The sequence below is a fragment of the Serratia sp. CY84636 genome, from assembly GCF_052166245.1.
GTDB lineage: Bacteria > Pseudomonadota > Gammaproteobacteria > Enterobacterales > Enterobacteriaceae > Serratia > Serratia nevei.
Window position 1 is genome coordinate 1,923,123 of record NZ_JBJNOX010000002.1, and the last position, 26,091, is coordinate 1,949,213.

Annotated in this window: 25 protein-coding genes; 10 read left to right on the top strand and 15 right to left on the bottom strand. The window is 63.0% G+C overall.

Features of this window, described 5'->3' with window-relative positions; genetic code table 11:
- The first annotated feature begins 100 nt into the window (after positions 1-100).
- Positions 101-1,021, top strand: a complete 921-nt coding sequence (locus tag ACJ8QI_RS13535) for a DMT family transporter (protein ID WP_055311859.1) — start codon at positions 101-103, stop codon at positions 1,019-1,021.
- Here ACJ8QI_RS13535 and ACJ8QI_RS13540 read toward each other — a convergent pair.
- The 3 genes from ACJ8QI_RS13540 to ACJ8QI_RS13550 all read right to left on the bottom strand — a co-directional run bounded on the left by ACJ8QI_RS13540 (position 1,018) and on the right by ACJ8QI_RS13550 (position 3,594).
- Positions 1,018-2,436 carry a sensor histidine kinase gene (locus ACJ8QI_RS13540; protein ID WP_187322633.1) on the bottom strand — a complete coding sequence of 473 codons (1,419 nt, stop codon included), beginning with the start codon at positions 2,434-2,436 and terminating at the stop codon, positions 1,018-1,020. The two genes, ACJ8QI_RS13535 and ACJ8QI_RS13540, sit on opposite strands and share 4 nt — an antisense overlap.
- Positions 2,423-3,097: a transcriptional regulator TctD gene (gene tctD / locus ACJ8QI_RS13545; protein WP_038876462.1), complete on the bottom strand. Its 675-nt coding sequence runs from the start codon at positions 3,095-3,097 to the stop codon at positions 2,423-2,425. Before tctD ends, ACJ8QI_RS13540 begins: the two co-directional genes overlap by 14 nt.
- Positions 3,098-3,264: 167 nt before the next feature.
- A complete protein-coding gene (locus tag ACJ8QI_RS13550) occupies positions 3,265-3,594 on the bottom strand; it encodes a hypothetical protein (RefSeq protein WP_049200156.1) in 330 nt (109 codons plus the stop codon).
- A 276-nt stretch (positions 3,595-3,870) separates the two neighbouring features.
- Between ACJ8QI_RS13550 and ACJ8QI_RS13555 the strand changes: the two genes are divergently transcribed.
- The 3 genes from ACJ8QI_RS13555 to ACJ8QI_RS13565 are packed head-to-tail and all read left to right on the top strand — an operon-like array spanning position 3,871 to position 6,827.
- Entirely contained in the window at positions 3,871-4,851 is a 981-nt protein-coding gene (locus ACJ8QI_RS13555) for a Bug family tripartite tricarboxylate transporter substrate binding protein (RefSeq protein ID WP_033635359.1), read from the top strand.
- A 15-nt stretch (positions 4,852-4,866) separates the two neighbouring features.
- The gene (locus tag ACJ8QI_RS13560; protein ID WP_019453755.1) at positions 4,867-5,298 is read left to right on the top strand and encodes a tripartite tricarboxylate transporter TctB family protein; all 432 of its coding nucleotides are present in this window, start codon (positions 4,867-4,869) and stop codon (positions 5,296-5,298) included.
- A gap of 11 nt (positions 5,299-5,309) precedes the next feature.
- Positions 5,310-6,827, top strand: coding sequence for a tripartite tricarboxylate transporter permease (locus ACJ8QI_RS13565; protein ID WP_016926872.1), 1,518 nt, complete (start codon positions 5,310-5,312; stop codon positions 6,825-6,827).
- Positions 6,828-6,861: 34 nt separating this feature from the next.
- Here the strand turns inward: ACJ8QI_RS13565 and ACJ8QI_RS13570 are convergent, their stop codons facing one another.
- Both ACJ8QI_RS13570 and ACJ8QI_RS13575 read right to left on the bottom strand, forming a co-directional pair.
- The gene (locus tag ACJ8QI_RS13570) at positions 6,862-7,491 is read right to left on the bottom strand and encodes a CatB-related O-acetyltransferase (protein ID WP_442532644.1); all 630 of its coding nucleotides are present in this window, start codon (positions 7,489-7,491) and stop codon (positions 6,862-6,864) included.
- Positions 7,492-7,646: 155 nt separating this feature from the next.
- Positions 7,647-8,642 (bottom strand): DMT family transporter, encoded by a 996-nt coding sequence (locus ACJ8QI_RS13575; protein WP_084827342.1) that lies wholly within the window; start codon positions 8,640-8,642, stop codon positions 7,647-7,649.
- 172 nt (positions 8,643-8,814) lie between these two features.
- On the opposite strand from ACJ8QI_RS13575, the gene pdxR (ACJ8QI_RS13580) reads away from it, so the two are divergent.
- Positions 8,815-10,281, top strand: a complete 1,467-nt coding sequence (pdxR, locus tag ACJ8QI_RS13580) for a MocR-like pyridoxine biosynthesis transcription factor PdxR (RefSeq protein ID WP_442532645.1) — start codon at positions 8,815-8,817, stop codon at positions 10,279-10,281.
- On the opposite strand, the gene ACJ8QI_RS13585 is transcribed toward pdxR (ACJ8QI_RS13580), so the two are convergent.
- From ACJ8QI_RS13585 to ACJ8QI_RS13600, 4 genes are read right to left on the bottom strand one after another with little or no spacing between them, the layout of a single operon-like run.
- Complete coding sequence (locus tag ACJ8QI_RS13585; RefSeq protein WP_442532646.1) at positions 10,278-10,778, bottom strand: protein disulfide oxidoreductase; 501 nt, start codon at positions 10,776-10,778, stop codon at positions 10,278-10,280. The genes pdxR (ACJ8QI_RS13580) and ACJ8QI_RS13585 overlap by 4 nt on opposite strands.
- Positions 10,771-11,487: a DsbA family protein gene (locus ACJ8QI_RS13590; RefSeq protein ID WP_336842835.1), complete on the bottom strand. Its 717-nt coding sequence runs from the start codon at positions 11,485-11,487 to the stop codon at positions 10,771-10,773. Before ACJ8QI_RS13590 ends, ACJ8QI_RS13585 begins: the two co-directional genes overlap by 8 nt.
- Complete coding sequence (locus tag ACJ8QI_RS13595; RefSeq protein WP_442532647.1) at positions 11,484-13,520, bottom strand: protein-disulfide reductase DsbD family protein; 2,037 nt, start codon at positions 13,518-13,520, stop codon at positions 11,484-11,486. Before ACJ8QI_RS13595 ends, ACJ8QI_RS13590 begins: the two co-directional genes overlap by 4 nt.
- A 49-nt stretch (positions 13,521-13,569) precedes the next feature.
- Positions 13,570-13,932, bottom strand: a complete 363-nt coding sequence (locus tag ACJ8QI_RS13600) for a hypothetical protein (RefSeq protein WP_047730175.1) — start codon at positions 13,930-13,932, stop codon at positions 13,570-13,572.
- Between the two features lie 205 nt (positions 13,933-14,137).
- Here ACJ8QI_RS13600 and flk point away from each other — a divergent pair, with 205 nt between their 5' ends.
- Positions 14,138-15,166 carry a flagella biosynthesis regulator Flk gene (gene flk / locus ACJ8QI_RS13605; protein WP_060420006.1) on the top strand — a complete coding sequence of 343 codons (1,029 nt, stop codon included), beginning with the start codon at positions 14,138-14,140 and terminating at the stop codon, positions 15,164-15,166.
- A 4-nt stretch (positions 15,167-15,170) separates the two neighbouring features.
- Here the strand turns inward: flk and ACJ8QI_RS13610 are convergent, their stop codons facing one another.
- Positions 15,171-15,626: a rhodanese-like domain-containing protein gene (locus ACJ8QI_RS13610; RefSeq protein WP_149571493.1), complete on the bottom strand. Its 456-nt coding sequence runs from the start codon at positions 15,624-15,626 to the stop codon at positions 15,171-15,173.
- Between the two features lie 93 nt (positions 15,627-15,719).
- Here ACJ8QI_RS13610 and pdxR (ACJ8QI_RS13615) point away from each other — a divergent pair, with 93 nt between their 5' ends.
- A complete protein-coding gene (gene pdxR, locus ACJ8QI_RS13615; RefSeq protein WP_442532648.1) occupies positions 15,720-17,153 on the top strand; it encodes a MocR-like pyridoxine biosynthesis transcription factor PdxR in 1,434 nt (477 codons plus the stop codon).
- A 26-nt stretch (positions 17,154-17,179) separates the two neighbouring features.
- Here pdxR (ACJ8QI_RS13615) and ACJ8QI_RS13620 read toward each other — a convergent pair whose 3' ends face one another.
- Entirely contained in the window at positions 17,180-18,076 is an 897-nt protein-coding gene (locus tag ACJ8QI_RS13620) for an endonuclease/exonuclease/phosphatase family protein (RefSeq protein WP_060419997.1), read from the bottom strand.
- 217 nt (positions 18,077-18,293) lie between these two features.
- Here ACJ8QI_RS13620 and pepT point away from each other — a divergent pair, with 217 nt between their 5' ends.
- The gene (gene pepT / locus ACJ8QI_RS13625) at positions 18,294-19,541 is read left to right on the top strand and encodes a peptidase T (protein ID WP_442532649.1); all 1,248 of its coding nucleotides are present in this window, start codon (positions 18,294-18,296) and stop codon (positions 19,539-19,541) included.
- On the opposite strand, the gene ACJ8QI_RS13630 is transcribed toward pepT, so the two are convergent.
- On the bottom strand, positions 19,538-20,650 hold the full coding sequence (locus ACJ8QI_RS13630) for an SLC13 family permease (RefSeq protein WP_442532650.1): 1,113 nt from the start codon (positions 20,648-20,650) through the stop codon (positions 19,538-19,540). The genes pepT and ACJ8QI_RS13630 overlap by 4 nt on opposite strands.
- 154 nt (positions 20,651-20,804) lie before the next feature.
- Here ACJ8QI_RS13630 and apbE point away from each other — a divergent pair, with 154 nt between their 5' ends.
- On the top strand, positions 20,805-21,836 hold the full coding sequence (gene apbE / locus ACJ8QI_RS13635; protein ID WP_442532651.1) for an FAD:protein FMN transferase ApbE: 1,032 nt from the start codon (positions 20,805-20,807) through the stop codon (positions 21,834-21,836).
- A 62-nt stretch (positions 21,837-21,898) separates the two neighbouring features.
- On the opposite strand, the gene ACJ8QI_RS13640 is transcribed toward apbE, so the two are convergent.
- Both ACJ8QI_RS13640 and fabB read right to left on the bottom strand, forming a co-directional pair.
- The gene (locus ACJ8QI_RS13640; protein ID WP_004936201.1) at positions 21,899-22,120 is read right to left on the bottom strand and encodes a hypothetical protein; all 222 of its coding nucleotides are present in this window, start codon (positions 22,118-22,120) and stop codon (positions 21,899-21,901) included.
- A gap of 212 nt (positions 22,121-22,332) precedes the next feature.
- On the bottom strand, positions 22,333-23,553 hold the full coding sequence (fabB, locus tag ACJ8QI_RS13645; RefSeq protein ID WP_016926857.1) for a beta-ketoacyl-ACP synthase I: 1,221 nt from the start codon (positions 23,551-23,553) through the stop codon (positions 22,333-22,335).
- A gap of 170 nt (positions 23,554-23,723) precedes the next feature.
- On the opposite strand from fabB, the gene mnmC reads away from it, so the two are divergent.
- A complete protein-coding gene (gene mnmC / locus ACJ8QI_RS13650; RefSeq protein ID WP_442532652.1) occupies positions 23,724-25,745 on the top strand; it encodes a bifunctional tRNA (5-methylaminomethyl-2-thiouridine)(34)-methyltransferase MnmD/FAD-dependent 5-carboxymethylaminomethyl-2-thiouridine(34) oxidoreductase MnmC in 2,022 nt (673 codons plus the stop codon).
- 41 nt (positions 25,746-25,786) lie between these two features.
- Here the strand turns inward: mnmC and ACJ8QI_RS13655 are convergent, their stop codons facing one another.
- On the bottom strand, positions 25,787-26,068 hold the full coding sequence (locus ACJ8QI_RS13655) for a YfcL family protein (RefSeq protein ID WP_016926855.1): 282 nt from the start codon (positions 26,066-26,068) through the stop codon (positions 25,787-25,789).
- Positions 26,069-26,091: the final 23 nt, after the last annotated feature.

Genomic DNA, 26,091 nt, shown 5'->3' on the forward strand with positions numbered 1-26,091 from the left:
TGTCTTGTTTACGCCGATTTTTGTCTGGATATCGCTATATATGATAAACCGGACACGCGTAGACTAGCCAGCATGTTGGACGTTATTGAGAATAATTATCATGAATATGCTTTTCCCGCTGTTGGCCGTGCTGATTTGGTCGATTAACGCCGTCGTCAGCAAACTCTCCGCCACCGCCATCGATCCGGCGGCCATCTCGCTCTACCGCTGGCTGCTGGCGTTGATTGCCCTGACGCCGTTCGTGCTGCCGGGCGTGCTGCGCAACTGGGCGCAGGTGCGCGCCAACTGGTGGAAATTGATGATCCTCGGTTTGCTGGGCATGGTGCTGTACCAAAGCCTGGCGTATTACGCCGCACACAGCGTCAGCGCGCTGTTTATGGGCATCATCGTATCGCTGATCCCGCTGCTGACCATCCTGATCAGCATCGTACTGCTGCGCATTGCACCAACCGTCGGCGTGCTGCTCGGCAGCATACTCTCCTTCTGCGGCCTGATCTGGCTGGTCAGCGGCGGTCAGCCCGGCGTGCTGCTGCAGCACGGTATCGGCAAGGGGGAATTGATGATGCTGCTCGCCACCGCCTCTTACGCGCTGTATGGCGTATTGACCAAACGCTGGGCCATCGCGCTGCCGAACTGGCAATCGCTGTACGTGCAGATCTTGTTCGGCGTTCTGTTGCTGCTGCCTAATTTCCTGATGGCGCAGGATGTCGGCTTGAACGGCCATAACCTGCCGCTGGTGCTGTTCGCCGGCATTCCGGCTTCGATCATCGCCCCGTTCCTGTGGATCCAGGGCGTGATGCGCCTGGGCGCCAACACCGCCTCGATCTTTATGAACCTGGCGCCGGTGTTTACCGCCGCTATCGCCGTGCTGTTCCTGCATGAGCAGTTGCACGGTTACCACCTGATCGGCGGCGGCATCACCCTGCTGGGCGTTATTCTGTCGCAGCGGCTGCGCACGCCGCTGACGCGTAAAGCCAAGGCCCCGGCGGCCGACGTCGAATCCTGCAAAGAACAGGCCTAAGGCAGCAGCCTGAAACGCACCCGCACCAACAGGCCGCCCAGCGCGGCGGAGCTCAGCAGCTCCGGGCGGGTGCCGTGATACGCGGTGATGTCCTTCACCAGCGCCAGCCCCAGGCCGGCGCCCGGCTGATCGCCCACGTTGTCCAGCCGATGAAACGGCTGCAGCGCCAGCGCCTTGTCCTGCAAGGCGATGCCGGGGCCGCTGTCTTCAATCTCCAGCACGCCTTCCCCTGCCGCCTGATCCTGAGTGAGGCGCGCGGTCACCACGCCCTGACGCGGCGTGTATTTCAGCGCGTTGTCCAGCAGGTTGGCGCACAGTTCGGCCAACAGCAGCGGTTCCCCCGCCACCTGGCACGCCGCCTCGCCTTCAAATCCGAGATCGATCTGTTTACTGCGCGCCTGCGGCAAGCGGGAAAAACAGGCGTCGCGCAGCACCTGCGCCAGATTGACCGGCTGCAGCTGGCGCTCGGCCCGGTGCTCGCTGGCCTTCAGGCGTGAGAGATGCAGCAGGCGGTCGGTCAGCGCCACGGTATTATCCAGCGTCGCGCTCATCGCCTGCAGGCTTTCGCGCCACTGCTGCGGCCGGTCGCTGGCCAGCGCTACCCCAACCTGAGTCTTCAACACCGCCAGCGGCGTGCGCAGTTGGTGCGAAGCATCGGCGCTGAAACGCTCCTGGCGCGCCACCATCAGCCGCAGCCGTTCGATATAGCGATTGAACGCCACCAGCAGCGGCTGCATCTCCGACCACGGCAATACCCTCGGCAGGGGCGTCAGCTCGCCCGGATCGCGCCGCAGCATGATGCCGGAGAGCTTGCGCATCGGCTTCAACACCCGCTTGAGCAGCGCGAACGCCAGAATCAGGGTCAACACCACCACCGTGCCCTGGCTCAACAGCGCCGCGATCATCATCTGTCGCGCCAGGTAACGGCGCGACTCCAGGGTTTCCGCCACCAGAATGGTCGCCATGCCGCTCACGCCCGACTCGTTGATCGGTTGAAACAGCGCCGCCACGCGGATCGCCCGGCCGAGGTATTCCGCATCGTAAAAATGCACCAGCGCCGGGTAGAGCGTGGAACGCGGGATATGGGGCGGCAACGGCGGCAAATCGTCATAGCCCGAAATGCTTTTCCCCTGCGGCGAGATCACCTCGTAATAGAGCTGATCGTTCATGTTGCGCTCGAAGCTGTCGAGCACCACATAGGGCACATCGACCGCCAGCTTGCCGTCGCGCACCACCAGCCGCTCCGCCACGGTGCGCGCCGACGCCAGCAGCGTGCGATCGTAAGCCAGGGTGGCGGCGCTCATGGCGCTGAAATAGTGGGTGTAGATCGAGATGCCGCCCAACGCCACCAGCGGCAGGCCAAAAAACAGCAGCAGTTGATAGAATAACGAACGCGGCGCGTTAAACCACCGCATTACACCGCTCCAGGCTGTAACCCAGACCGCGCAGCGTGATGATTGCCACGTCGCTGCCCTGCAGCTTTTTCCGCAAACGGTGTACGTAAAGCTCGATGCTCTCCGGATTGGCCTCGTCGGACAGCGTAAACACCTGCTCAAACAGCTGCTGCTTGGCCACCGGGCGGCCGCGGCGGTGCATCAACGCGGTCAACACCGCCAGTTCGCGCGGCGTCAGCGCCAGCGGCTTGCCTTCCAGCAGGAAATAGCCTTCGTCGTGATAGGTCAACGCGCCGTACTGTAACGCCGGCTGCGCGGCGCCGACGCTGCGGCGCAGCAGCGCCCGAATGCGCGCTTCCAGCTCGTCCAGTTCGAACGGCTTGGTGAGGTAATCGTCCGCCCCCAGATTCAGGCCCTTCACCCGATCGGCCACGTCGGTGCGCGCCGTCAGCAGCAGCACCGGCAGATCCTGCCCGCGCTTGCGCAGGCGCGCCAGCAAATCCAGGCCGTTCAAACGCGGCAGCGCCACATCCAACACCGCCAGCGCATAGCGTTCGTTGAGCAACAGATGATCGGCCGCCACGCCGTCCGGGGCGACGTCGACGGCAAAGCCGGCGCCGGTCAGCGCCTTTTGCAACCAGTGAGACAGCTCGGGGTGATCTTCAACCAATAACAGTCGCATGTTTCCATTCCATTGATTTACCTGAACAACCTGACGCCGATAGCGTACTTGTTAACAGGTCGATAACAGAGAATGGCATGGAAAATAAGGGGATAAAAGAGCGCCGCGCCGCCAGTTTTGGGAGCTGGCACACAATTATGCATATGGAGCGCGATCGCAGACCGGTATCAGATCAGCGGAATGGGGCTGTCGGCAACGGCAATGTCCAGCACCGGGCGCAGCTTGTCGGCGGTAAACGGTGAAGAAACCAGCACGGAGCGATTGTTGGCGGCAAACACCAGATCGATGCCGGTCACGCAGGCGGTCATCTGGCAGGCATACTTTTCACCGTCGGCATTGACGAAATGCAGCTCAAATACGCCAATATCGGCACGCAGCCGCTTTAAACGACACTGCCCGGTTTCACCGGTCATCTCTGCATAGACCTCCGGCAGCCGTTTAATCGCGCACACTTTGGCGCTGTCCCTGCCACCAAACAATTTCCCTAACGAAAACATATTACTGCGTCTCTATTCATTTCATTGCTCATGATTCTATCGCGAAAGCAGAACCGCAAACCTGATATTACGCAGGATTTTGGCCGGTTTTGCCCCCTGTTCTTCTCTTCCTTTCTATGATAGCGCACCCGCTCTTTGCTCGCGACAAGCGACCCCAATCACAGACTGGAAACTTTTCCGGCCGCTGAAAGGTAAATGAAAGGTTGTTGTTTTAACAATCCCGCAACCGCACCCGGCGGGATTTCACAACCAGAACAATACCGAGGGCAAGTCACAATGAAAAAAATAATGACCCGTACCTTTACCGCCGCCGCCCTGCTGCTGGCGGCCAATCAGGCCTTTGCCGTGGAAGCGCCCAAACGCACCGAATGCATCGCGCCGGCCAAGCCCGGCGGCGGCTTCGATCTGACCTGCAAGCTGATTCAGGTGTCGCTGCAGGACACCAAGGCCATCGATAAGCCGATGCGCGTCACCTATATGCCCGGCGGCGTCGGCGCAGTGGCCTATAACGCCATCGTCGCGCAGCGCCCGGCGGAGTTCGGCACCGTGGTGGCCTTCTCCGGCGGCTCGCTGCTCAATCTGGCCCAGGGCAAGTTCGGCCGCTATAACGTGGACGACGTGAAATGGCTGGCGGCGGTCGGTACCGACTACGGCATGATCGCGGTGCGCGCCGACTCGCCTTACAAAACCCTGAAAGACCTGATGGACGCCTTCCAAAAAGATCCCAACAGCGTGGTGTTCGGCGCCGGCGCCTCCATCGGCAGCCAGGACTGGATGAAAACCGCGCTGCTGGCGCGCGAAGTCGGCGTGGATCCGCGCAAGATGCGCTATGTGGCATTCGAAGGCGGCGGCGAGCCGGTAACCGCGCTGCTCGGCAACCATATCCAGGCGGTCTCCGGTGACCTGAGCGAGATGGTGCCTTATCTGCAGGGCGACAAGATCCGCGTGCTGGCGGTGTATGCCGAGCAACGTCTGCCGGGCCAGTTGGCCGACATTCCCACCGCCAAAGAGCAGGGATACAGCCTGGTGTGGCCGATCATTCGCGGCTTCTACGTCGGGCCGAAAGTCAGCGATGAAGAGTATCAGTGGTGGATCGACACCTTCCAGAAAATGATGGCGACCGACGAATTCAAGCAACAGCGCGATCTGCGCGGCCTGTTCGAATTCAACATGACCGGCAAAGAGCTGGACGCCTACGTGAAGAATCAGGTTGCCCAATACCGTGAGCAGGCAAAAGTGTTCGGCCTGGCCAAATAACCGCAGGGGAAAACCATGAGCGATCGTATTTTTGCCGGCTTCTGGCTGCTGCTGTGTATCGGCGGGCTGTTCATCGGCTGGGGCATCCAAAGCGAATACAGCTATGAACCGCTGGGGCCGCGCCCGTTTCCGCTGGCGATCCTCAGCCTGATGGCGCTGTGCGCGGCCCTGCTGTTGCTGCGCCGCCCGCAGGCGGTGGAGTGGCCGCACAACAAGGTGCTGCAGCGGCTGCTGGTGCTGGTGATCACCCTGGTGCTGTATGCCTGGGGTTTTGAATGGCTGGGCTTCCCGCTGGCGACCGCGCTGCTGACGTTCAGCATCGGCCTGCTGTTTCAAGCCAGCCTGCCGGCGGCGGCTATCTCCGGCGTCGTCATGGGTGCAGCGCTGTATTACGCCTTTGACCAACTTCTCGATGTCACACTGCCGCTCGGCGCCTGGCTGAGCTAACGGGAGCGATGATGGATACCTGGATGTATTTGACCCAAGGGTTCGAAGTGGCGCTGGTGCCGCAGAACCTGATTATCGCCCTGATCGGCTGCTTCGTCGGCACCATCGTCGGCCTGCTGCCGGGCCTCGGGCCGATCAACGGCGTGGCGATCCTGCTGCCGCTGGCGTTTGCCCTCAAGCTGCCGGCCGAATCGGCGCTGATCCTGCTGGCGACGGTGTATATCGGCTGCGAGTACGGCGGGCGCATCTCGTCGATACTGCTTAACGTACCGGGCGACGCGGCGGCGATCATGACCGCGCTGGACGGCTACCCGATGGCGCAGCAGGGGCGCGCCGGCGTGGCGTTGTCCATCTCGGCGGTCAGTTCGTTCGTTGGATCGATGATCGCCATCGGCGGCATCATCCTGTTCGCGCCGCTGCTGGCCCGCTGGTCACTGGCCTTCGGCCCGGCGGAGTATTTCGCTCTGATGGTGTTCGCCATCGCCTGCCTCGGCAGCATGATGAGCCAAAACCCGCTGAAATCGCTGCTGGCGGCGCTGATCGGCCTGGGGCTGGCGACGGTGGGCGTCGACGCCAACACCGGCGTTTACCGCTTTACCTTTGACAGCGTGCACCTCTCCGACGGCGTGCAGTTTATCGTGGTGGTGATCGGCCTGTTCTCGGTCAGCGAAATCCTGCTGATGCTGGAAAGCACCAGCGCCGGGCAAAAGCTGGTGCGTAAAACCGGCCGGTTGCTGTTCAACCGCAAAGAGGCGGCGCAGTGCGCAGGCCCTACCCTGCGCTCGTCGGTGATCGGCTTCTTCGTCGGCATTCTGCCAGGCGCCGGCGCCACTATCGCCAGTGCGCTGACCTACATGACCGAGAAGAAAATCAGCGGCAACAGCGACACCTTCGGCAAGGGCGACATCCGCGGCGTAGCGGCGCCGGAAGCGGCCAACAACGCCTCGGCCTGCGGTTCGTTCATTCCGATGCTGACGCTGGGGGTGCCGGGTTCCGGCACCACGGCGGTGATGATGGGTGCGCTGACGCTGTACAATATCACCCCCGGCCCGGCAATGTTCACCGAACAGCCGGACATCGTCTGGGGACTGATCGCCGCGCTGCTGATCGCCAACGTCATTTTGCTGATCATGAACCTGCCGCTGGTCGGCCTGTTCACCCGCATGCTGACCATCCCGCTGTGGTTCCTGGTGCCGGCGATCGCCGCGGTGTCGGCGGTGGGGGTTTATGCGGTGCACAGCACCACCTTCGACCTGCTGCTGATGGTCGGGTTGGGCGTGTTCGGCTACATCCTGCGCAAAATGCACTTCCCGATGTCGCCGCTGATTCTGGGCTTCGTACTGGGTGAGATGCTGGAGCAGAATCTGCGTCGCGCGCTGTCGATCAGCAACGGCGAGTTCGGCATTCTGTGGAGCAGCAGCATCGCGCAAACGCTGCTGGTGCTGGCGGTTGCGGTACTGGCGCTGCCGCCGCTGCTGCGCCTGATGCGCAAACGCCGCCAACCGGCGGCCGAGGCCAAAGCCGAGTAACGCGAAACGGGCGGGGATCCCCCGCCCGTTGTGTTTAACGGCGTAGGGCCGCAATTCCCCTTTCCAACGCCTCGATATCGTCATCGGCGAGCAGGAGCTGAATCACCGCAAAGTCCGCCTCGGACAAGTCATAGAGGCGCAAGGCAAGCAACCGCGCGATGACCTCCGGCGCGAACCGCCAACGGATAAACCGCGCGGGGTTACCGCCGACGATGGCATAAGGCTCAACATCGCCGACCACCACGCTGCCGGCGGCGACGATCGCCCCTTCGCCTATCGATACCCCTGGCATCAACATCGCCCGCATGCCAATCCAGCAACCGTCCCCCAGCCGGGTGTCGCCTTTGGGGCGGTACGCCCGTTTGATGGTTGCCATAAACGGATACAGGCTCAACCAGTCGATACGATGGGTGTGGTTGCCGCCCATCAGGATCACCGCTTCGGCCGCGATGCACACATAATCGCCGATCAGCAAGCGATCTATGTCACCCAGCGGCTGCCATTGCCGGCTGACCGCGTCGCCGTGCAGATAGCGCACCACCGAGCGCTCGAAGCCGTTATCCCAGCAGTCGCTGTAGTAGCTGTGGGTGCCTTTGATGATGATATTCGGGTTGGTCACCGTCTGATGCAGCAGCTCGGTTTTGGACCAGTGTTTTTCGGACATGGCGTATTCTCTTGTTACGGGAATAAAAGCCACGGAACGGAATGTCTGTGGCCGTGTTGTCGTTCACTCAACACGGCCATTCAAGCGATAAGCGCTCGTTTCAATCTCGGGTTATTCATCTTACGGCCTCTCTTGCGAGGCGTAATGGTAGCCGATCACGCCTCGGCGGTCTTGCTTTTCAGCAGCAGCACCCCGCCCATCACCAGCGCGCTGCCCAGCAGCTGCAGCTGATTCATGCTCTCCCCCAGCAGGAAATAGGCGATCACCGCGGTGAACACCAGTTCCAGCGACAGGATCAGGTTGGCCACCGCCAGCGGCAGCGTTTTCAGGCTGATATTGTACAGCCCGAAACCCAGCAGCGTCGGCCCGGCGGCCAGCGCCAGCAGCAACAGCCAGCCGCTCCACTGGATGCCCAGTGCGCCGTGCGACAGGAACCACAGAGAGCCGGCCATGCCGTGGAACGCCGCCAGCGGGAACGCCGTCAGCGCCGCGTTGAACACCAGCTGGTACAGCGCCGAAAAACCGAACACGTACAGGATGGTGTTCCACACCGGATAGCCGCGTTCGCTGGCCACCCGCCCGCCGAGGGTATACAGGGTATAACCGATGCCCGACAGCATCCCGACCAGCAGCCCCAGCAGATCGAAGTGGCTGTTCCCCATGCTGTCGCCGTTGCTGACCAGGAAGCAACCGCCCAGGCTGATGGCGATCACCAGCAATTGGCGCAGCGTCAGGCGTTCGCTGTACATCACCCAGCCGAGGAACACGGTAAAGCCCACCGAGCAGTAGGTCAGAATGGTCGCCACCGACGCGCCGTTCAGCGCCACCGACAGCGTCCACAGGCTGTTGAACAGCGCCAGCAGCAGCCCGTAAAGCGCGTAGAACACCACCTGTTCACGGCGCAGGCGCGCCCACTGCGGTTTCACCAGCAACAGCAGCGGCAACAGCACCAGCGCCACCAGCGCCGCGCGCCAGAACGCCAGCACGAAGGTCGGCAGGTGATAGTACTCGGTCAGCGCGCGAATGATGATGGCGGTAAAGGCCAGCAGCATGGCGCTGATAATGGCGATGACGTACCCCTGGTGGCTGCCCTGAAAGAGGCGCGCGCCGGGCAACGCCGGCCGGGCGGAAACGCCTGACGGTAATGACATGAGATCCTCGGAGAAATGGCGACGTTAATGCTCAGGCGGACAGTGTAACGCGGCCATTTTTTCTCACTATAGCCACTTTACGGCGTTGTCATGCAGGCCACTTTTCTGCGCTTGAAGCCCTGTTGACATGGGGTATAGTAAAAATCACTCTCCATAACCGGGCCAATTTCGCATGCATATCCCGTTGGATCGCGAGCAGGACGTTCCGCTCTATTTACAGATCGAAGAAGCGCTGCGGCGCGCCATCCTCACCGGCGTGTTCGTCGATGGTGACAAACTGCCCTCGACGCGCACGCTGGCGGCCGAACTGGCGGTCAGCCGTTTAACGGTGGATAACGCCTACGCCGAACTGGCGGCCAAAGGCTTTTTGCATCAGCGGCGCGGCAGCGGCGCCTATGTCGCGCACCCGCAAGCGCAGGCGCGCCCGGCCCGGCCGAGCAGCGATGCTCCATTCCCGCTGGAGAGCTTCACCACCCTCACCTCGCGGCTGGACGGCTACGCCGACGCCCCGCTGCCGGAGGGGCTGATCAACTTCGCCGCCGGCGTCGGCAGCCCTCAGGTGTTTCCGCTGGAGGCGTTTCGCAAAGTGCTGCTGTCGGTGCTCAGCCGCCATGCGGAAGAGGCCTTCAGCTACGGCGAATACTGCGGCTACTACCCGCTGCGCGATACGCTGAGCCGCATTCTCAGCGCGCAGGGCATCCCCACGCAGGCGGAACAGGTGCTGATCACCAACGGCTCGCAGCACGCCATCAGTCTGGTGGTGCAAAGCCTGCTGGCGCCGGGCGATACGGTGATCGTCGAAGAGCCGACCTACGCCGAAGCGCTGGGCCTGCTGCGCCAGCACCGCATCAATATCGTCACCGTACCGGGCGACCGCCACGGCATGCGGGTGGATTTGTTGCCGGAGTTGTTGGAACGCCACCGCCCCAAACTGATCTACACCATCCCCAATTTCCACAACCCGACCGGCCGCTGCCTGAGCGAGGCGCGGCGGCGACGCCTGCTGACTGTCGCCCAACAGGCCGGCGTGGTGATCCTGGAAGACGACTTCGTCGGCGATCTGCGTTACCAGGGCAAACAGCTGCCGTCGCTGCGCGCGCTGGCGCAGCCGGGCGCGGTGATCTACGTCAGCACCTTCTCCAAAATGCTGCTGCCCAGCATGCGCATCGGCTATCTGGTGGCGGACAGCGAACACTATCAGCGTTTCGCCAGGCTGAAACACGTCGACAGCTTCACCAGTTCCAGCCTGATCCAGCGGGCGCTGGACGCGTTCGTCACCGTCGGCCGTTACGACAAGCAGCTGCGGCGCGCCGGGCGCGTCTACCGCCGCCATCTGGAGGTGATGATTGATGCCTTGCAACGGCGGCTGCCGCCGGGGTGCCGCTTCGAAACGCCGCAGGGGGGCTTGTTTATCTGGCTGACGCTGCCGGCGACGGTGACCACCACCGAACTGATGCCGGTCGCCTGGAGGCACGGCGTGACCTTCGCACGCGGCGAATGCTTTTATGCGCAGGAACAGCTGGGCGCGCACGGCCTGCGGCTGAACTTCGCCGCCAACTCACCGCCGCAGATTGAAGAAGGTATCGCCCGGCTGTGCCGGGCGATTGAGGAGGTGATAACGGAGAAAAGCGCCGGTTAGACGGCGGCCCACCACAGCCGCAGCTTCATCCCCCAGTAGCTGGTCCAGCCGGTGGTGCTCTGCGCCACCTTGCCCTGCGAGACCACCACGAAGGTCGGCGTCACGCCAATCTGCCACTGCGCCGAGAGCGTACCGGCCGGATCGTTGACCACCGGCAGCGCCAGCCGTTTGCGCGCCAGCCAGTGTTTCACCTGGGTATCGTCGCCCGAGCGCAGCGCGACGGTCAGCACGTTGCCGCCCGCCGCCTGCAAACGGGCGACGTCCGGCGTAGTGAAGCGGCAGACGCCACACCAGCTGGCCCAGAAGTAAACCAGCAGCGGCCGCTCATGGCTGAGCTGCGCCAACGACACGCGCTCGCCGTCCAGCGTGGTCAGGGTCTGAGCATCGAAGGCCGGCGGCGCCTGCGGCGCGTTCAGCCAATCCATCACCGTCACCACCGCCAGCGCGATCAGCGCCAGCAGCAGCAACTCGCGCCCCCAGCGCTTGAGCTTAGCCATGGTTGGCCTTCGCCAGCTGCTGCTTCACCATCGCTTCCAGCTCTTCATACGACACCGCCCCCGGCAGCATCCGATCGCCGATCAGCGTCGCCGGCGTCCCCTGCACGCCCAGTTGTTCCGCCAGCTCCATATTGGTGCGCAGCGTGGTCATACTCTGTTCGCTGGGCGCCACCGCCTTGACGCCGGTTTTCTCTTGCGCGGCGGCGATGCTGGCGTTGTCGTGGAAGCCCTTTTTCGCCATCAGCCGCTGGTGCAGGGCCCAGAATTGATCCGGGTGCTGTTGCCAGGTGGTGAGCGCCGCGCGCGCCGAACTGACCGAGCTTTCGCCCTTGAACGGCAGCAGCTTCACCACCAGCGCCACGTCCGGGTATTGCTTGACGATCTTCTCCAGCATCGGATCAAAACGCTTGCAGTACGGGCAGTTATAGTCGGTAAAGGTCACCAGCGTCAGTTTGGCGTTGGCGGCGCCGAGGCGCGGGCTGGCCGGATCCTGGTACAACGTTTTGGCGTTCTGCTTGATAGCCTGGCTGATTTGCTGGCCGGCGGTTTGCTGCTGCCAGGCGTCCACCGCCTGCGCCAGAATGTCCGGGTTGGACACCAGCGTTTCGCGGATCATCTCTTTGATACGCGCCTCTTGTGCCGGGGTGAAAGGCTCGGCGGCCCACACCGGGGCTGCGATGATCATCAGTAAAATCAGTAGCTTTTTCATTGTTCGGTTCCTTTGGCATGGGAAAGCGTTTGCAGCACGGCGTCACGGGTCAACAGCGGGGATAACACCTCGCCGTCCGGGCTGCCGGGGCCATAGATTTGGTTGAAAGGCACGGCGACGCTGCCGCGCTTTTGCAGGAAGGCGCTAATGTCGGCCGACGGGCGGCTCCAGTCGCCGCGCAGCGCAACCACGTCGTCGGCGCTCAGCGCGCGCTGTACGTCATCGCGCAGCAGCACATTGAATTTATTGGCTTTACAGGTCACGCACCAGTCTGCGGTCACGTCGACGAACACCCGCTTATGCTGGGCCAGCGCCTCGGTAATCGCTTGCTCGCTCAGCGGTTGCCACTGCACCCGATCCTGCAACGGCTGGCGCCACAGGCCGGCGGTCAGCGATCCGGCCAGCAAGGCCACGCCCGCCAGCACCAACGTGCCCGCCGCCAGCTTGGCCGCCAACCGTGCGCCCTGCTGACGCCACACCGCCAGCAGCAACGCCAGCAGCGCCAACGCCCCCAGCCACAGCGTGGCCTGCACGCCGATATGATTGCTCAGCAGGCTCAGCAGCCACAGCGACGACGCCAGCATCAGCAACCCCATCGCCAGCTTGACGGTATTCATCCAGCGACCGGGGCGCGGCAAGCGCAGCGCCAGCGATGGCCAGGCGGCGATCAGCAGCCACGGCAGACTCATGCCAATGCCGAGCGCGATGAACATGCCCCACAGCACCGGCAGCGACGCCGCCAGCGCGAAGGCCACCGCCGTGCCGAGAAACGGCGCCGAGCACGGCGTCGCCAGCAGCGTGGCAAACGCGCCCTGCCAGAAATGGCCGCTCAGACCGTGCCCATTATGGGTCGCCAGCGACGTATTCAGATCGGACGAGAGGCGCAGATGGAACAGGCCAAACAGGTTGGCGCTGAACAGCAGCGTCACCAGCACCATAAAACCGATAAACCATGGATTCTGGAACTGAATGCCCCAGCCGAGCGCATGGTTGCCGAGCCGCAGCAGCGTCATCAGTAAGGCCAACGCCATAAACGAGGCGACGATACCCAACGACGACGCCAGGAACTGCAAACGCACGCTGCGCCGATCGCGCCGTTCCACCTGCAGGATGGAGCCAAGCTTGATGCCCAGCACCGGCAGCACGCACGGCATCAGGTTGAGGATCAACCCGCCCGCCAGCGCCATCAATACCGCCTGCCATAGCGGGAATGCCGCACCGGCGGGCGCGGCCAGCGGATCGCCAATCGGCAGCGTAATCTGCTGCGCCATGCCGCCGTCGTCGATCACCAGCGTCAGCGTTTTGCCGCGCAGATCCGGCGCCGCATCGCCCCAGCCATCGCTGACCGGCACTCGCGCCAACAGCTGAGCGCCGTCGGTCTCAACCTGCGGCTTGCCGAGATCGGCATCCGCCAGCGTATCGAAGAACAGCGCGGGCTGCTGCCAACCGGCGGCGCGCTCGGCGGAAATCTGCAGCTCGCCGTTGCGGTAACCGGCCTTGACGCCCTCCGCCACCCCGGCGGCGATCGGCACCTGCCCCATCGCCTGCGCGAAGTCGTGGTTAAACTGCGGATCGTTCGGCGTCGTCAGATCCAGGCTGAACGGGTAGTCGGTCAGAATGCAGACGTTGCTGCAGGTGGATAGCGTCAGGGTGCCCGCCAGCGGGCTGGATACCTGACCAGACATTACGATCGGCAGCGTGACCCGATCGTGATAGCCCTGGGTAGAAATGCCGGCCACCTCGAAACGCTGCGGCGTCGGCCAGTGCCAGGTCGCCGGCGGCGGGTTGCCCTGCCAGACGATAGCCGGCGCGATGCCGCCTTCGCCAGGGGAACGCCAGTAGGTTTTCCAGCCCTTTTGCAGCTCGACCGACAGCAGCAGGCGGGTCTCCCCCGGCTGTGACGTGGCGGCACGCAGCCGCACCTTGGCATGATCGTTGGCCGGGTTTTGCAGCCAGCCGCTGTCCGCCGCCTGCAAGGCAGGCAGCCACAGCATAAACAGGCAAGCGCAGGCCAGCCTGATAATTTTCAACATGTTAATTCTCCATAAATGATTAATTCACCGCGAAAAACGGGCGATTAACTCATTCACGGAAAACGCATAATCGAAGGTGCACCCTGAGGGTGGGCGGTGAAATGGCGCGAGGAGGAGGAATACGCAGGCGCGCGGCAATGGTCGGCGCCAACAGCGCCAGCAGCAGGCCCAGCCCGAACAGTACGGTTTCGAACATCACCGGCGGCGCGGCCAGCAATGACTTGGCGCTCAGTTCACAGGGCGTCGGCTGCGCTTCGGCGGCGGTGTCACTGGACTGAACGGCGGTGGCGGCCGGGATCCCCAGCGTTTGCTGCAGCGCATGCAGGCCCGCCATGCGCTGGGTCATGCACGTCAGCACCACCAGGCAAGCCAGGCATAAAAACCATTTTGCAATCCGCTGCCGTTTAACCATGCCATCCTCATGTTCGGGTCTGGGGTTATCTTAGCGACGCGGGCGCGATTAGCAACGTTTTGTCGGTAAAGAAATGTCTGAGCGGCGGTATTGATGGCGGCGATTTACAGGTATCATAGCGGGTAAGCCTGCGCTTTTCGCCGGGTACGATGATGATTCTCTCCTCCAGGCATTCTGCGGGGATACACAGCGAAGGACTGGTGATATGCAACCTTTGAGTGGGCCGGGCACCCCAATCGCCGGCGAACGCCCTCCCTCCCCGGGCAAAACGGCGGCCACTGACGATCAACCCCTTTCTCCGGCACAGCGCACGACGCTGGAAAAGCTGATCGTGAAAATCATGACGCTCAGCCCGGCAAAATCGGCGGAGATCTGGGCGACTCTGCGCCACGAGCTCGGCGCCGACAACGGCGGTGAACTGTTGGCCCGCCATTTTCAACCGGCGGAACAGCTGCTGCAAACGCGCCTGACGCAGGCGCAGCAAAACCACGCCGGGCGCCAGCTGTTGCAACAGCTGGCCGAATTGCTGCCGCAGGGCAACAACCGCCAGGCGGTCAGCGACTTTATTCGCCAGCAGTTCGGCCACACGGTACTGAGCCAGCTGAGCCCACCACAGCTGCAGCAGGTGCTGAATCTGTTGCAGACCGGCGGCCTGACCATTCCTCAGCCGCAGCAAACCGCCACCAGCGATCGCCCGCTGCTGCCCGCAGAGCATCAGAGCCTGCAGCAGCAGATCACCAAACTTAGCGCGGCCACCGGTGAAGCGCCGGCTAAAATCTGGCAAACGCTGTTTGATCTGGCGGGCGTGAAAACCAACGATCCGCTGCCGGCGCGCCACTTCCAGCTGTTAAACCAATTCTTGCAAGTGAAGGTGGCCCTCAGCCCGCAGAGCGCGCCGACGCTGAACAATCTGCTGGCGGCGCTCAAGCAGCCGGCGGACGAGCAAGAGCTGCAGCAGATGAACGACTACTGCCAGGCGCGCTTCAACTGCGGTGCCAATGCGCCGCTGACGCATCCGCAAATGAGCGACGCCATTCATCAACTGTTTGCCCGCCGCCTGGAAAAAGCCGGCCAGGCTCAGGCTATCGTCAGCCACCCTGTCGATCCGCAGCCGCTGCTCAACCCGCTGATCGCCGCCCTGCCGCTGCCGCTGCAAAAAGCGCTCAGCAAACCCGCCGTCGCGCTGATCCTGCTGCTGTTGGCGCTGGCCGTCGTGCTGGCGCTGGTGTTTTAACGCCTCAGGCGCAGCCGCAGTCCTCAACAGCCGCCCGATCGCGCAACGATCCCGGCTGTTCGCCGATGGCCAACGGATGGCCGTCGCGCAGCCAGAAGTCCAGCCCGCCGATCAGCTCCTTCACCCGGAATCCCAGCTTCGCCAGCTTGTAAGCGCCCTTGGTGGAACCGTTGCAGCCGATGCCGTCGCAGTAGGTCACATACACTTTTTCGCGATCCAGCTGCGCCGTGCCGGCTTCATCCATCAGGCGATGCGGCAAACTGAGCGCACCGGGAATATGCCCGGCGGCGTACATCGCCTCCGCGCGGGTGTCTATCACTACCACCCCCTCCACGCCATTGCGCAGATCCTCCGCCACGTCCCAGGCATCCGCATAGCGGCTCAGTTTGGCCGCCAGGTAGGCCAGGCTCTCTTCCGGCGCCGCCGGAGGAAAAGCCAGCACCAATGATTCTTTCGACATACCACTCACTCCCGTGCATCAAGACAGATGACAATAGTGCCCCATTTTGGTCTTATGATTGATACCCATTTCCCAACTGTGATAAGACCCATTATGCGGCACTCGCTGGTCACGCTGTTTCAGCAATCGCCCCACACCGCCGGCACGCTGCGCGATCGCCTGTGCGGCGCATTGCGGCAGGCCATCCACCAAGCTGCATTGAGCGTTGGGCAACGCCTGCCTTCCAGCCGGGTGCTGGCCAGCGATCTGGGCCTCTCGCGGGTGACCGTCGAAGCGGCCTACGGTCAGTTGGAGGCGGAGGGATACCTGCAGCGCCGCGTCGGCCAGGGCACCTTTGTGGCGATTATCATCGCCAAATCACCGCCGCCGGCGACCGCTGCCGGCATACCGCGCCTTTCGCAGCGCGGCCAACAGATCGTACAAACCGGCGGCTGCCGCGATCCGCAGCAGCCACGGGCGTTTGCCGCCGGCTCGCCGGATCTGCGCGCGTTTCCGCTGGTCTTGTGGAAGCAACTGACCGCACAGCGCCTGCGGCTACAGGGAGAAAGCCTGCTGCGCTACGGCGACCCTCAGGGCTATTTGCCGCTACGTGAAGCGATTGCCGCCCACGTCAATCAAACGCGCGGCGTGATCTGCGATGCACGGCAGGTTATCGTGCTGACCAGTTCGCAGCAGGCGCTGCAGCTGATCGCCACGCTGCTGCTGGACAGCGGCGACAGCGTCTGGATGGAAGAACCGGGTTACACCGGGGCAAGAAATGCTTTTATCAGCGCCGGCGCCGCCCTGACGCCGGTCGCGGTGGACGGCGACGGCCTGCGCGCTGACCCCTCCTTGCCCGACCCTCGTTTGATTTATCTGACGCCCTCGCACCAATACCCAACCGGCGCAGCGCTCAGCCTGGCACGCCGGTTGGCGCTGCTGGCGCTGGCGGACAGGCAGCAGGCCTGGATCGTCGAGGACGATTACGACAGCGAGTTTCATTACGACGGCCTGCCGATACCGGCGATGCAGGGCCTGGATCGCCGTGGCCGGGTGCTGTACCTCGGCACCTTCTCCAAATCGCTGTTCCCTTCGCTGCGGTTGGCGTACCTGATCGTCCCGCCCACGCTGGTTGACGCGTTCGTCACCGCGCGCACGGTGTATGACGGCCACAGCGCGCAGCTGATGCAGGCGGTCACCGCCGAATTCATCCGCCAGGGGCACTTTGCCGCGCATATCCGCTACATGCGCCAGCTCTACCGTAGCCGCCGCGATGTGTTGCTGGCGGAAGTTCGCGAAAAACTCGGCCACTTCGCCACGCCCGCTCCCGCCGCCGGCGGCCTGCAGCTCAGCGTCTGGCTGCCGCCCGGCCAGGAGGCGGCGCTCAGCCGACAGGCGCAGCGGCTCGGCATCCTCACGCCCCGGCTGACGGCACAATACCAGACGGCTCAGGCACAGCGCGACGGCTGGCTGCTGGGCTTTTCGGCCCTGACGCCGGGCGAGATCCGCAGCGCCGTCGAGCGGCTGGCGCAGATCGCCGTGGCTTAGCCCGGCCCCAACGGAATGCGACCGGCTTATTGCTCGGTCAGGCGCATTTCCGCCACCAGCGGCAGGTGGTCGCTCACCGCCGGCCAATGCACGCCGTTCCAGTCGCCGCTGGCGTTCGGTACCGTCAGGCTGTCCAGATGCCAGCGCTGCGCGTTGCCGGTGAAGAGGTAATCCACCTTGATCTCGGCGTTTTCCGCCGGCCAGCTGCGGCCATCCTGCCCGTTAGGCATGATGTCGTTCCAATAGCGGCTCAATTCCAGCCAGGTCACGCTGCCCGGCACATCGTTCATGTCGCCGAACAGCAGCTTGATACCGCGCACTTCGATGGTGCGATCGTTCAGCTCCCGCACCTGATCCAGGCGCATTGTCGGGTCTTCCTTGGTATCGAGGTGGGTGTTGAACAGGGTGATCGGCGCCGGGAACTCCGGCACGTCGACCTTGACGCTGAAGGCGATGCGCTGTTCGCGCTGGCCGGACGGCAGCGGATAGATCACGGCGTCGTGCAGCGGATACCTGGAGAGAAACGCCAGGCCATATTCACCGCCGTCGAAGTCGATCGCCCGGCCGAACACCGCCTGCATGCCGGTCAGCTTCGCCAGCTCCGCCGCCTGATCGACGCGGCCGCTGCGGGCGGTGAGCTTATCCACCTCTTGCAGCGCCACCACGTCGACGTTCATCGCGCGAATCGCCTTGGCGATGGCGGTCATGTCGCTGACCTTGCCGGCGGCGATATTGAAGCTGGCGACGCGGATCTTCGGCGCCTGTTCCAGTTCGTAGGTTTTGTTTTTCAGGCCGCCCAACGCGCTGGCCACTTCGCGGCTGTTGGCGTTGCTGTTGGCATGTCCGGTGTCGGCAGAGGACCAGGCGCTGGGAGAGAGGCCAAGGGACAGTATGGTGATAAGCAGAGCGTGACCGGTGTGCATGAATTCTCCTTGAGGAACAGATAAGTGTTATGCGGGCGCTTCCCGGCCCACAGCTAACACCGATTTTGCCGCAGAAACCTGCGACGATTTCCTAGTTTCACCGCTATTTTTTGTTTCTGCGCGATGCTTCGCATTCTGGCAGTTTACGCATTGCACCGTTGGACAAACGGCTGATTTCGTTTTAAAACCGGTAGATTGCCAACCGCGAGGAGTTCCGATGACCAGCACGATTGCCGAACAGCTCACCGAACGTTTCTTCCGCTATCTGGCGGTGACCAGCCAGAGCGACGCCGCCGCAACCACCCTGCCCAGCACGCCGGGGCAGCATGAGATGGCACAGCTGCTGGCGGAAGAGCTGCGCCGGCTCGGCCTGGCCGACGTGCAGATAGACGACCACGCCACCGTCACCGCCCGCAAGCCCGGCACCCAACCCGGCGCGCCGCGCATCGGCTTCATCACCCATATCGACACCGTGGACGTCGGCCTGTCGCCCGAAATTCGCCCGCAGCGCCTGCGCTTCACCGGCGAAGATTTATGCCTGAACGCCGAGCAAGATATCTGGCTGCGCACCGCCGAGCACCCGGAGATCCTGCCCTACCGGAACGAAGAGATCCTGTTCAGCGACGGCACCAGCGTGCTGGGCGCCGACAACAAGGCGGCGGTCACCGTGGTGATGACGCTGCTGGCCAACCTGACCGCGGCCGATCGCCACGGCGATATCGTGGTGGCGTTCGTGCCGGATGAAGAGATCGGCCTGCGCGGCGCCAAGGCGCTGGATCTGCAGCGTTTCGCCGTCGATTTCGCCTACACCATCGACTGCTGCGAGCTGGGTGAAGTGGTGTACGAGAATTTCAACGCGGCGTCGGCGGAGATCCGCATCGAAGGGGTGACCGCGCACCCGATGTCGGCGAAAAACGTGTTAATCAACCCGATACGCATCGCCAACGACATCATCAACCGATTCGACGTGCAGGATACCCCGGAACACACCGACGGGCGCGAGGGCTATTTCTGGTTCACGGATCTGGCCGCCAATGCCAATCAGGCGACGCTGAAGGTGTCGATTCGCGACTTCGATCGCGCCACCTTCGAGGCGCGTAAAACCCGCCTTGAGGAGACGGTGCGTCAGGTGGCGGCCAACTATCCGCGCGCCAACGTCAGCTGCAGCATCAGCGACATCTACAGCAACATCAGCAACGCCATCGGCGAAGATCGGCGCGCCATCGATCTGATCTTTGGCGCCCTTGCCGCCCACGGCATCCCGCCGAAGGTGATCCCGATGCGCGGCGGCACCGACGGCGCGGCGCTCTCGAGCCGCGGCATCCTGACGCCCAATTACTTCACCGGCGCGCATAACTTCCACTCGCGCTTCGAGTTTTTACCCATCAGCGCCTTTGTGAAATCCTACCAGGTAACCCGCAGCATTTGCCTGTTGGCCGCCCGGCAGAGCGGTAATCCGGGCTAGCTCAACAGCCAGCCGACCAGCGCGGCCCACGCCAGCAACGGCAGCGAGTAATAGTGGAAGCGCAACCAGATCTTGCGCTCCCCCGCCATGCGCAGCGCAATCAGGTTGGCGAGCGAGCCGACCGCCAACCCAAAGCCGCCGGCATTGACCGCATAGGCCAACTGCGCGCTGGAGGGCACATAGTTGAGCAGCAAAATAGTGGCCGGCACGTTGCTGACAATCTGCGACAGCCCGACGCCCAGCGCATACACCCCGCCGTCGTTCAGCCCGGCGATAGCGGCAAACGCCGGCTGGAGCGGCGGCAGGCGGGTAAACAGGCCAACATCGATAAACATGGCGGCGAACACGAAAATCAGGCTCCAGTCGATCTGCAACAGCACCCGGCGCGCCAGCAACAAAAAGCCGGCGAACACCGCCAGCAGCCCATACAGCGACAGACCGATATCCAGGCACAGCAGGAAGATCGCATACAGCCCCACGCAGCTCAGCAACAGCGGCCGTTGATAGGGGTAGCCCTCGGTATTCGGCGTTTTCACGATGTCGCGCGCCGGGAAGCTGAACCAGGTCAACGCCAACAGGCTCAGCATCATCGCGGCGCCAAACGGCGCCATCTGGCCGATGAAGCCGAGGAAAGAAAGGCCGGAGCGGCTCCACAGCAGGATATTTTGCGGGTTGCCGATCGGCGTCAGCAGCGAACCGGCGTTCACCGCCAGCGCCTGAAAGATGATCAAACGGCCCACCGGCAGCGCCGATAGCTTTTTCAGCGTGATGGTGAGCGGAATGACGATAAACAGCGCCACGTCGTTGGTCAGAAACGACGACAGCAGCGCGGCGGAAAACACCAGGAACAGCGCCAGCCGCCGTTCGCTATGCAGCCGGTTGATAATCTTACGGCCAACGAAGTCGAAGTAGCCGCTGACCTCGACGCCTTTGGTCAGCAGCATCAGCCCCAACAGAGTAATGAGGGTGCGGCCGTCGATGAACCCGCCCAGCGCCGCCAGCGGCTGCGGATGAAAGGCGAACATCGCTACGCCGGCCAGCAACAGCGCATGCAGGAAACGGTCTTTGACAAAGGGATGGATAAGCCGGGAAATGGCGGTTGCACTCATGGTGGCAGCTTGAAACCTCAGCGAAAAGCATGAGCGAGACGTTAGCTCAGGCGCAGCCGCAACGCCAGCAAAATGCTATTTTACCTTTATCCGCTTTCCATTTGCCGCGCTTTACTTTATTTGTAGCGGCTTTCTCGTTTTCAAAGGACATGTTATGGCTTCCTTGTTCGCCAAAGGGGCGTTGCTCAGCGCCTTATGCGCCCTGCTCGCCGCCTGCGACGATGCCTCCTCCCGCCCGCAAATCGATATCGACGGCAAGACCATGGGCACCTTCTACAGCGTTAAAGTCAGCGGTGACGTCGCGATCGGCAAGCAAGAACTGCAGCGGCAGATCGACGTGGTGCTCGAACGGGCCAACGACGATATCTCCACCTACCGCGCCGACTCGGTGCTGTCGCAATTTAACCGTAGCGCCAGCCTCGAACCGCAGCCGATCCCGCGCGGCATGGCGGACATAGTGCTGATGGCCCAGCGCATCGGCCGCGATACTGGCGGCGCCATGGACATTACCGTTGGCCCACTGGTGAACCTGTGGGGATTCGGCCCCGACAAGCATCCGGTCAAGGTGCCGGAACAGGCGCAGATCGACGCGGCGAAGCAGCGCATCGGCCTGCAGCACCTGAAGCTTATCAGCGACAATCGCGGGGAGTGGCTGCAAAAAGATCTGCCGGACATGTACGTCGATCTCTCGACGCTGGGCGAAGGCTACGGTGCCGATGAACTGGTGCGCCTGATGAACCGCAACGGCATTACCAACTACCTGGTATCGGTCGGCGGCGCGGTCTCTTCACGCGGCGTCAACGGCCAGGGCAAACCCTGGCGGGTGGCAATCCAAAAGCCAACCGACCGTGAAAACGCGGTGCAGGCGCTGGTGGATCTGCACGGTTACGGCATCAGCACCGCCGGCAGCTACCGCAACTACTTTGAACAAGACGGCCAGCGCTACTCTCATGTCATCGATCCGACCACCGGCAGGCCGATCAACCACCGGCTGGTTTCCGCCACGGTGATCGCCCCCACCGCGCTCGAGGCCGACGGCTGGGATACCGGCCTGATGGTGCTGGGCACGGAGAAAGCGTTGAAACTTGCCGAAGAGAAAGGGCTGGCGGTCTACCTGATCAGCAAAACCGACGACGGCTTTAGCGCCGTGATGACGCCGCAGTTCAAGGCGTTTTTGGTGCAGTGAAATAAAAAAGCCCGGCACGCAATGGCCGGGCTGGTTGCATGCGCCCGCAGGCGCCGCGCCGATCACTTGGTCAGCGCGATGATGCCGAGGGTCAGACCGGCCACTGCCGCCGCGCCGCCGGCGATCGCGCCCGCGGTTTCCCAGTTATCCTGAGTGGTGCCCTTCATGCAGGTGTTGGTGTGCACCAGACGCCCCTGGTCATCGTAGACCGGAACGCAGGGAGAATCAGTGGCGCATCCGGCCAACACGGCCGACAGTAACCCAACCGCAATTAACTTTTTCATACTTCTTGCCTCAATGTTCGATCACTTTAGAAAGCCACGCCGAGCGATAATCACGCTACCTGGCTATTGTATGCCCAACGCGTGTAATGGCGAGGTAATGATGTGTCAGGGGATGTGATTTGGGAAAACTCCGAGCGCTCGCCCGGCGGGCTTTGAACGGTAAAAAGCCCGCGAAAACGCGGGCTTGATGGCGAGATGAAGCTCAGGCGGAATTATTTCGCCAGTTTGCGCATCACCAGAGTAGCGTTGGTGCCGCCGAAGCCGAAGCTGTTGGACATCACGGTGGTCAGCTCGCGCTGAGTCGGCTGAGTCACGATGTTCATGCCGGCCGCCTGCTCATCCAGGGTTTCGATGTTAATGCTCGGCGCGATAAAGCCGTGCTCCAGCATCAGCAGGCTGTAGATCGCTTCCTGCACGCCTGCGGCGCCCAGCGAGTGGCCGGTCATCGCCTTGGTGGAGGAGATAGCCGGGGTATTGTCGCCGAACACTTCGCGAATCGCGCCCAGCTCTTTCACGTCGCCTACCGGCGTGGAGGTGCCGTGCACGTTGATGTAGTCGATAGGCGCATCCAGATCCTGCATCGCCATCTTCATGCAGCGTACTGCGCCTTCGCCCGATGGCGCAACCATGTCGGCGCCGTCGGACGTTGCGCCGTAGCCAACGATTTCTGCATAGATGTGCGCACCGCGCGCCAGCGCGTGCTCCAGTTCTTCAACCACGACCATACCGCCGCCGCCGGCAATGACGAAACCGTCACGATCGGCGTCGTAGGTGCGGGAGGCTTTTTCCGGCGTGTCGTTGTACTTGGTGGACAGCGCGCCCATCGCGTCGAACTCGCAGGCCATTTCCCAGCACAGCTCTTCGCCGCCGCCGGCGAACACGATGTCCTGTTTGCCCAGCTGGATTTGCTCAACCGCGTTACCGATGCAGTGTGCAGAGGTCGCGCAAGCGGAGCTGATGGAGTAGTTTACGCCGTGGATTTTGAACGGCGTCGCCAGGCAGGCGGAAACACCGGAGGCCATGGCTTTGGTGACCACGTACGGGCCAACCGCTTTCAGGCCGCGCGGGCTGCGCATCGCATCGGCGCCGAACACCTGGAAGCGCGGAGAACCGCCGCCGGAACCGGCGATCAGGCCCACGCGCGGGTTGTTTTGATACTCTTCTTCCTTCAGGCCGGAAGAAGCGATCGCTTCTTGCATCGCCAGGAAGGCATAGATGGAAGCATCGCTCATGAAACGTACCGCCTTGCGGTCGATCAGGCCGGTCGTGTCGAGCTTAACTTGCCCCCATACGTGACTACGCATGCCGGAATCTTTCAGTTCCTGGGAGAAAGTGATCCCAGAACGTCCTTCCTGCAGGCTCGCCAGGACCTCCTGCTGGTTATTACCAATGCTGGAGACAACTCCCAGGCCAGTAATCACTGCACGTTTCATTCAATACCTCTTCCACTATTTACCTACGGGATTTTGCATCGCACTTTAGCGTACAGATGTAAGCCGAACAAGTCCGATCAGCGTTTTTCAGCTTTATTGTTGTCCAGTTTGCGCCAGGGCGCCAGCGCCGTTAGAATTCGCGGCATCCCTTGAATTTCGAGCTATTGACCGTGAACCACGCCCCCATCCAAACCGCAACGCTAACCTGGAACGAACAGGGTACACCTGTTTCGAAACAGTTTGATGACGTCTATTTTTCCAATCAGGATGGGCTGGAAGAAACCCGCTATGTCTTCCTGCACGGCAACCGGCTGCCGCAGCGTTTCGCCACTCACCCGCGCCCGCTGTTGGTGGTGGCGGAAACCGGATTCGGCACCGGGCTCAATTTCCTGACCCTGTGGCAGGCCTTCGCGGGCTTCCGCCAGGCCGAGCCGGACGCCGCACTGCAACGCCTGCACTTTATCAGCTTTGAAAAATTCCCCCTTCAGCAGGCCGATCTGGCGGCGGCGCATGCGCGCTGGCCGGAGCTGGCTCCCTATGCCGACGAGCTGCGCGCCCAATGGCCGCTGCCGCTGCCGGGCTGCCATCGCCTGCTGTTGGCCGAAGGCCGCATTACGCTCGATCTGTGGTTCGGTGACGTCAACGAATTGCTGCCTCAGTTCGACGCCAGCATGAATAACCAGATCGACGCCTGGTTCCTCGACGGCTTCGCACCGGCCAAAAATCCCGACATGTGGACCGAGCAACTGTTCGCCGCCATGGCGCGTTTCGCCCGGCCGGAAGGCAGCTTCGCCACCTTTACCGCCGCCGGCTTCGTGCGCCGCGGCTTGCAGCAGGCCGGTTTTCAGGTCAACCGTTGCAAAGGCTTCGGCCAAAAACGTGAGATGCTCGCAGGCGGTCTGCCGGCCGATACGCAGCCTACACCCCACCCGGCCCCCTGGTATCGGCGTCCGGCGGCGGACAACACCGCCGACATCGCCCTGATCGGCGGCGGCGTCGCCAGCGCGCTCACCGCGTTGGCCTTATTGCGGCGCGGCGCCAGCGTCACGCTGTACTGCGCCGACGAGCAGGCGGCCGAGGGCGCTTCCGGCAACCGTCAGGGGGCGATTTATCCTCTGTTGAACGGCAGCGGCGACGCGCTGGAGAGTTTCTTCAGCGCCGCGTTTCCCTTCGCCCGTCGTCAATACGACACCCTCTTGCAACAAGGCGTCACCTTTGATCACCAGTGGTGCGGCGTCAGCCAGCTGGCCTACGACGAAAAGAGTGGGGCCAAGATCGCCAATATGCTGAAAACCGACTGGCCGCCGGCGCTGGCGATGGCGGCCGACCGCGAGACGCTCAGTGAACTGTGCGGCGTCGATACCGGCTTTGGCGGCATCACCTACCCGCAGGGCGGCTGGCTCTGCCCGGCCGAGCTGACGCGCGGCGCTATCGCGCTGGCGCAGCGGCAGGGTCTGGTCTGCCGCTACCGGCACGATGCGCAGGCGCTGGCGCGTGAAGAAAACGGCTGGCGTATCGACTTCACCCACGGCGAAAGCCACCGCCATGCGACGGTGATCCTGGCCAACGGGCACCGGTTGGCCGAGCTGGCGCCGACGCAAGCCCTGCCGCTGTACTCGGTGCGCGGGCAGGTGTCGCACATCCCAAGCTCGCCGGCCCTCGGTCAGTTGAAACAGGTCTTGTGCTACGACGGCTACCTGACGCCGGTCAATGCCAACAACGGCCAACACTGCATCGGCGCCAGCTACCAGCGTGGCGACACCGCCACCGACTACCGCGAGCAGGAGCAACAGGAAAACCGCGAGCGCCTGCTGCGCTGCCTGCCTGAGCAGGCCTGGCCGCAGCAGGTGGACGTCAGCGCTCATCAGGCGCGCTGCGGCGTGCGCAGCGCCACCCGCGATCATTTGCCGATGGTCGGCGCGCTGCCGGACTATCAGGCCACGGTGACGCAGTATCAGGATTTGCAGCGGCAGAACCAGCGCGGCGAAACCGTCGCCGATGCGCCGGTCTATCCCGGCCTGTTCGCTATCGGCGGGTTGGGATCGCGCGGGCTGTGCTCGGCGCCGCTGGCAGCGGAAATTCTGGCGGCGCAGCTGTTCGGCGAACCGTTGCCGGGCGATGCGCGCCTGCTGGCGGCGTTGAATCCGAATCGGATGTGGATACGAAAGCTGCTGAAAGGGCGTGCGGTTTAATTCATAAATGAGGGGCGCGGTGATGCGCCCCGGCATGGCGGTCAGGCGGCAGGCGTGGCGGCCTGATAGAGGTTTTCCCACATGCCGCGCACCAGGATCTGATCCGGCGGCGAGAGTTCCCCGGCGGCGATCGCCTTGTGCAGGCTCTCTTCCACCCGCGCCTTCAGCGCTTCGGCAGTGTGCTCACCCTGCTCTTCCGCTTCGGCCACCGCCAGCGTCAGATGACCGCGCAGGTAGCCACCGGCAAACAGTTCATCATCGCTGGCGTGCTCTACCATGTCATCAATCAGCGCCAAAATGCGCGCTTCGAATTCTGCGATCATCAAATTTCCTCATTAAATAGCGG

Bases quoted from the DNA above. Each gene is read 5' to 3' on its own strand.
- ACJ8QI_RS13540 (WP_187322633.1), bottom strand. From the start codon at position 2,436: ATGCGGTGGTTTAACGCGCCGCGTTCGTTATTCTATCAACTGCTGCTG.
- ACJ8QI_RS13575 (WP_084827342.1), bottom strand. From the start codon at position 8,642: ATGTCATTACCGTCAGGCGTTTCCGCCCGGCCGGCGTTGCCCGGCGCG.
- ACJ8QI_RS13565 (WP_016926872.1), top strand. From the start codon at position 5,310: ATGGATACCTGGATGTATTTGACCCAAGGGTTCGAAGTGGCGCTGGTG.
- ACJ8QI_RS13570 (WP_442532644.1), bottom strand. From the start codon at position 7,491: ATGTCCGAAAAACACTGGTCCAAAACCGAGCTGCTGCATCAGACGGTG.
- ACJ8QI_RS13640 (WP_004936201.1), bottom strand. From the start codon at position 22,120: ATGAAAAAGTTAATTGCGGTTGGGTTACTGTCGGCCGTGTTGGCCGGA.
- flk (WP_060420006.1), top strand. From the start codon at position 14,138: ATGCAACCTTTGAGTGGGCCGGGCACCCCAATCGCCGGCGAACGCCCT.
- ACJ8QI_RS13610 (WP_149571493.1), bottom strand. From the start codon at position 15,626: ATGTCGAAAGAATCATTGGTGCTGGCTTTTCCTCCGGCGGCGCCGGAA.
- ACJ8QI_RS13590 (WP_336842835.1), bottom strand. From the start codon at position 11,487: ATGAAAAAGCTACTGATTTTACTGATGATCATCGCAGCCCCGGTGTGG.
- ACJ8QI_RS13595 (WP_442532647.1), bottom strand. From the start codon at position 13,520: ATGTTGAAAATTATCAGGCTGGCCTGCGCTTGCCTGTTTATGCTGTGG.
- ACJ8QI_RS13630 (WP_442532650.1), bottom strand. From the start codon at position 20,650: ATGAGTGCAACCGCCATTTCCCGGCTTATCCATCCCTTTGTCAAAGAC.
- pdxR (WP_442532648.1), top strand. From the start codon at position 15,720: ATGCGGCACTCGCTGGTCACGCTGTTTCAGCAATCGCCCCACACCGCC.
- ACJ8QI_RS13600 (WP_047730175.1), bottom strand. From the start codon at position 13,932: ATGGTTAAACGGCAGCGGATTGCAAAATGGTTTTTATGCCTGGCTTGC.
- pdxR (WP_442532645.1), top strand. From the start codon at position 8,815: ATGCATATCCCGTTGGATCGCGAGCAGGACGTTCCGCTCTATTTACAG.
- apbE (WP_442532651.1), top strand. From the start codon at position 20,805: ATGGCTTCCTTGTTCGCCAAAGGGGCGTTGCTCAGCGCCTTATGCGCC.
- ACJ8QI_RS13560 (WP_019453755.1), top strand. From the start codon at position 4,867: ATGAGCGATCGTATTTTTGCCGGCTTCTGGCTGCTGCTGTGTATCGGC.
- ACJ8QI_RS13585 (WP_442532646.1), bottom strand. From the start codon at position 10,778: ATGGCTAAGCTCAAGCGCTGGGGGCGCGAGTTGCTGCTGCTGGCGCTG.
- tctD (WP_038876462.1), bottom strand. From the start codon at position 3,097: ATGCGACTGTTATTGGTTGAAGATCACCCCGAGCTGTCTCACTGGTTG.
- ACJ8QI_RS13655 (WP_016926855.1), bottom strand. From the start codon at position 26,068: ATGATCGCAGAATTCGAAGCGCGCATTTTGGCGCTGATTGATGACATG.
- pepT (WP_442532649.1), top strand. From the start codon at position 18,294: ATGACCAGCACGATTGCCGAACAGCTCACCGAACGTTTCTTCCGCTAT.
- ACJ8QI_RS13550 (WP_049200156.1), bottom strand. From the start codon at position 3,594: ATGTTTTCGTTAGGGAAATTGTTTGGTGGCAGGGACAGCGCCAAAGTG.
- ACJ8QI_RS13620 (WP_060419997.1), bottom strand. From the start codon at position 18,076: ATGCACACCGGTCACGCTCTGCTTATCACCATACTGTCCCTTGGCCTC.
- ACJ8QI_RS13555 (WP_033635359.1), top strand. From the start codon at position 3,871: ATGAAAAAAATAATGACCCGTACCTTTACCGCCGCCGCCCTGCTGCTG.
- fabB (WP_016926857.1), bottom strand. From the start codon at position 23,553: ATGAAACGTGCAGTGATTACTGGCCTGGGAGTTGTCTCCAGCATTGGT.
- ACJ8QI_RS13535 (WP_055311859.1), top strand. From the start codon at position 101: ATGAATATGCTTTTCCCGCTGTTGGCCGTGCTGATTTGGTCGATTAAC.